5 protein-coding genes are annotated in these 3,991 nt (G+C 60.0%); 1 reads left to right on the top strand and 4 read right to left on the bottom strand.

Annotation, left to right across the window (positions count from 1 at the left end):
* The 4 genes from EN949_RS33500 to EN949_RS36045 form a co-directional block, all read right to left on the bottom strand.
* The coding region (locus EN949_RS33500) for an aldolase/citrate lyase family protein (protein WP_245472574.1) at window positions 1-387 on the bottom strand (387 nt) is incomplete at its 3' end.
* A gap of 50 nt (window positions 388-437) precedes the next feature.
* Window positions 438-743 (bottom strand): putative quinol monooxygenase, encoded by a 306-nt coding sequence (locus EN949_RS33495; RefSeq protein WP_063173900.1) that lies wholly within the window; start codon window positions 741-743, stop codon window positions 438-440.
* The gene (gene nanR / locus EN949_RS33490) at window positions 740-1,450 is read right to left on the bottom strand and encodes a transcriptional regulator NanR (protein WP_027163180.1); all 711 of its coding nucleotides are present in this window, start codon (window positions 1,448-1,450) and stop codon (window positions 740-742) included. The genes EN949_RS33495 and nanR overlap by 4 nt, the downstream gene beginning before the upstream one ends.
* Window positions 1,451-1,502: 52 nt before the next feature.
* Window positions 1,503-1,793 carry a hypothetical protein gene (locus tag EN949_RS36045; protein ID WP_164755786.1) on the bottom strand — a complete coding sequence of 97 codons (291 nt, stop codon included), beginning with the start codon at window positions 1,791-1,793 and terminating at the stop codon, window positions 1,503-1,505.
* Between the two features lie 1,660 nt (window positions 1,794-3,453).
* Here EN949_RS36045 and EN949_RS33480 point away from each other — a divergent pair.
* Window positions 3,454-3,991 (top strand): AAA family ATPase (locus EN949_RS33480; RefSeq protein ID WP_164782628.1); only part of this gene is annotated, 538 nt, incomplete at its 3' end.

Raw genomic sequence — 3,991 nt, 5'->3', positions numbered from 1 at the left:
GTAACGGTCATGCGCGATCTGCAGCGCCACGCCGCGAGCGCCAGCCGGATGGTATTTCATGGAATTGATGATGTGCTGCGCCTGCTCGACGGTACTCACCATCGGCGCGATTAATCCTTCGGCCCCCATATCCATGGCGCGGGCGAGGAAATGGTAGTCCTGCGATGGCACACGCACCATAACCGGCAGGTCGGCCGCCTCGAAATAGCGGATCGCGCTCTTGACCGTTTCCAGGCTGAAGCCCGAATGCTCCATATCGAAAAAGGCGAAGTCACAGCCAGCGGACTTCAGGATGTGGCCTATCCCCGGCGTCGCGAACTCGGCGACAAGGGTCCCGAGCTTGACGCGTCTGTGAGACGCTAGCGCCTTGAGACTTGGCTCCGACATGAACTTCCCTCCCGTTCGCCCACAAGGGGCGCATCGCGCCTACGCGTTCTTCAAGACGAAGCTTCGACAACAAGGTCGCAGATCGTCACCAGCTTGGTGTCGACGAGCGGCGCGCTCTGCGAATTGAATTCCTCGAAATGGGCTGTCCGGCAGTGGAGCTTGAATGCAGCCTCGCTGTCGTAAATCTCGTAGAGCAGGACCCGGTCGGGCTCGCCGCGCGCCTGCGTCACATCAAAGCGGCGGCAGCCGGCTTCGCTGCGAACCGACGCGGTCGCGTTGGCGTCCACGAGCTCTCGGAATCTGCCCCGGGCACCCGGCTTGAGGCGGAAATCGACCCAGACCACGAAGCCGCTCATCCCTTGCCACCCGCAATTTCAAGATAGCGTCTGGAGACATATTCCAGATGCCTGCGCATAGCCGCTTCAGAGGCGTCTGGATCGCGCGCGGCGACGGCATCAAAGATTTCGCGATGAGCCTCGTAGGCCTTTCGGTCTTCACCTTTGGCCAAAGTTGTGCGCCGCTGTTCCAGCAGCCATTCGGCCAACGCCGCGTGAATGGCTGTGAAGATACGATTGCGGGTGATCACCGCCAGCACGTAGTGGAAGTCCACATCGGTGCGCTCGAAGCGCGTCAGGTCCCCGATCGACTGCCGGTTGATTTCGAGCGCCTCCTTGAGGCCCTCAATATCCTCTGACGTGGCATTGATGGCGGCGTTGCGGGCAAGCCCGACTTCGAAAAACAAACGCGCGCTCTGGAAGTCATGAACCCCGCCAGGAGCCGAAATCATGTGGCGCGCCGGCCCCGAGAGGGCGTCGATCACGAATTGGGGGGTTGGCCGAGTGACGCGGGCGCGCTCGCCGGATTTCACCTCGACAAGCCCCATCTTGCTCAGATGCAGCAGGGCCTCGCGGATTGAAGGGCGCCCGACCCCGAACTGCCGCATGAGTTCCCGCTCGGATGGGAGCCGGTCGGCTTCGGCCAGCTCTCCCTTGCGGATCATCCGCTCGAGGTGCGCTGCAACCTCCTCCGAAAGCTTCCGCGGTTTGATCAGAACGCCGATCATGTGGCATACCTGTTATACCAGTCAGGTACGCTAGGCTCCCAGAGCGCCTCTGTCAACGATCAATTGGGCTGGATAGAGACCGAACAGAGATGCCCAGGCTCGCGCGGCCCGCCTCTTGGATGGCAAGGACGACGATGGGCTGCTCGTAGCAGATCAGCGGCGCAACCTTCACGCCCTCGACCTCGACCACGGGAGTGGCACAGACATGTGCCCTCGCCCCGCTGCGCTGCCTGACCCAGGCAACCCAGGGCTGCCAAAGGGCGAGCGGATTTCCGCTCCAGCCGATCGCGCCAGCGGCCACACCGCCGGTGATGAAACCAAGCGAATGCAGCGCTTCAAGCATGAAAGTGAGGATAGGCCTTGCAAGGCCAAGAATGCCGTCGACCTGAACCCGTCCAGCGTGAGTCATATGAACCTGGGAATCTGGAGTGAAGGAAGCCATCGCCCGGAGGAACCACACCGCCGACGAAGGCTGTGATGATCCTACCCTCGGAATAGATTGTGCGAAGTTCGGAATTCCCAAAGCGGACCGGTTCCGCGGGCGCACAGACCTCGCGGGAGATAGCCGCGCACAACCGCAAGGTCGGAGGCCTGCGACCGGGGCGGACAGATAAGGCGATGTCACCGACTCTGGGCTCGTGCTGAATTGCTTCGATTCGGCGAAGGCCAAGCGGATAGCTCGGTGTCATGTTCAGCCGACACCCACTCCATGCGACGTCGTCGTCGAACCACTGCTGCGCGGCGTGACGCAATGGGTTCCGGAACCAAAACTGCGACCCGATTGCAGGATTGCGACTCGTCGCCAGGCGCATTTGTCCGCGAAAACGTCGCCCGCTTCATCAACATGACACCGGAGACATTCTATGGGGCCGCATCCAGGGAAACGCACTGGCTGTCCTACGAGAGCTACGCCGCGCCCGTCTCGGGCAGAAGTTTGCGACCGACGAGGTTGCAGCGGGCAAAATCGATATCTTCATCAACGTCGACTCAACACACTCGAGAACCATCCGGACCTCGCCCGGGTCATCATTGGCTCACTGATGAATGCCATCTACAATCGCAATGAAGCAGGCCAGTTCGGATCTTGTCGATGAGCTGATTTCCATGAAATTCGTTCAGGAGATGAAATCCACCCAACGGCGCGTTGGCAAGCCTCCGACCCCGCTTGAAGATGGGCCCCCCTCCCCTTCCCGAGATCAGCTGTTCAACGGTGTCCGCGGCAGCCTACGGCGACAGCGACCTCAAGGGCCAAGAGTGACACCATAGAGCCGGGAATGATGGTCTTGGCATCGTTGTTCCCGAGCCGACAAATTCGGTTTCGACCTCAGGCCGGATTTCATCACCAAGCGTCTGCTATCAACGCTCGGGTGGCACCCTCGTCGGTTGCGAACGCTCCCTTGGCGAGCAGATAAAGGAAGTTTTGGGCGCTCGCCCGCACCGCTCAAAACGATGGTGCGCGAACTGCGGTCTCCAGCGATCGGCTTTCAGTCGGGTAACGGTTGACCTCCGCATGCAAACGCACCTGCAGGAGGCACGCTGACCTACCCTATGTCAGCGAATATCGTTTGAGGCCGCTAGAGACGAATTGGGGTCGGTCCGAGCTTTGGACGTTTGCGTCTCGTCATGATGGAGGAGGTCGGCCATTGCTTTTGATGCCTTCGACCAAGCCTCAGCCGGCAAAGCGAGCCCGCCTACCGCCTTGAGCGGGTGGAAGCGCCCTCCCCTCCCCTAAGCCGCTCCGCTGATGGGGCGGTTTTTACTGCCGTAAAGACTGCTCTTTGTGTCAGAAAAACCAGGCGTTTAGCCAGATGAGCGGGAGAGTTCCAGTCGAACGACAACCCGCCATTATCCGACGACAGCAGGAATCGGCCGCAAGGAAGCCCGCTAGTGCTGTTCACCTTCTGTTAACCTAAAACTTCTTGCCGGGCTTTCCGAATCGGAGCTTAATGGCGCTTGTTGAATAATTTCATCGCAAAAAGCGCCAATTCAGGTTTTCGACGAGAATGAATATCGCCATGCGGCTACCGAGCTTCGAGTTCGATGAGAAAATCCTCGAGCAGGGTGCTGAGATATCACGGCGCCTTAACCAGCTTCGGATGGAGAAATTTCCCCCCGATGCGGCGAAGACGCTGCGTTCGTTTTCGATGGCAGAAGTCGCTCACTATCTTGGTGTCTCGCAGAACAATCTGAAGCGCCTTCATCTGGAGGGCAAGGGCCCCCTGCCCGAGCAGATCCCATCGGGACGCCGGTCCTACACTGCCCAGCAGATGCTTGAGCTGCGCCATTTCCTGGACCAGCATGGCAGGACCGAAGTCAAGAAGTATGTCCCGCACCGCAAGTCCGGCGACAAGCTCCAGGTCGTTGCTGTCGTCAACTTCAAGGGGGGCAGTGGCAAGACAACGACTGCCGCCCACCTCGCCCAGCATCTGGCCTTGACCGGCCACCGTGTTCTTGCAATCGATCTCGATCCTCAAGCCTCACTGTCGGCCCTGCATGGCTTCCAGCCGGAACTTGATAACAACCTCTCGCTCTATGAGGCGA

The sequence above is a fragment of the Mesorhizobium sp. M7A.F.Ca.US.007.01.2.1 genome, from assembly GCF_003998165.1.
Lineage (GTDB): Bacteria > Pseudomonadota > Alphaproteobacteria > Rhizobiales > Rhizobiaceae > Mesorhizobium > Mesorhizobium ciceri.
The sequence above is the reverse complement of the archived record's forward strand: the minus strand, read 5'-3'. Positions and strand labels throughout refer to the sequence as shown.

Excerpts from the sequence above, each read along its gene's own strand:
- EN949_RS33495 (WP_063173900.1), bottom strand. The coding sequence starts at position 743 with ATGAGCGGCTTCGTGGTCTGGGTCGATTTCCGCCTCAAGCCGGGTGCC.
- EN949_RS36045 (WP_164755786.1), bottom strand. The coding sequence starts at position 1,793 with ATGCTTGAAGCGCTGCATTCGCTTGGTTTCATCACCGGCGGTGTGGCC.
- nanR (WP_027163180.1), bottom strand. The coding sequence starts at position 1,450 with ATGATCGGCGTTCTGATCAAACCGCGGAAGCTTTCGGAGGAGGTTGCA.